The organism is Tropicimonas sp. TH_r6, assembly GCF_033101155.1.
Lineage (GTDB): Bacteria > Pseudomonadota > Alphaproteobacteria > Rhodobacterales > Rhodobacteraceae > Tropicimonas.
In genome coordinates, this window is record NZ_JAWMPX010000111.1 from 1 (window position 1) to 234 (window position 234).

Below are 234 nucleotides of genomic sequence, written 5' to 3' on the forward strand. Positions count from 1 at the left end.
TCTCACCACGACGGAGCAAATCAACGGGCGGATTCACTGGGACGCGGATGACACCGCCCAGAGCATCAGCGGATCCGCCGGGGCCGACAGGTTCAGCGCGCTTGGCGGCGATGACACCGTGGCCGGGAACGACGGCGATGACAGCCTCCTTGGCGGGGCCGGCGACGACACGCTCGACGGCGGCGCGGGCGATGACATGCTGTATGGCGAGGCGGGGAACGACATCCTCGATGG

1 protein-coding gene is annotated in these 234 nt (G+C 68.4%); it reads left to right on the forward strand.

Translation table 11 applies throughout. The features are described from left to right. Positions 1–234 (forward strand): calcium-binding protein (locus tag R3X27_RS25615; protein ID WP_411572546.1); only part of this gene is annotated, 234 nt, incomplete at both ends.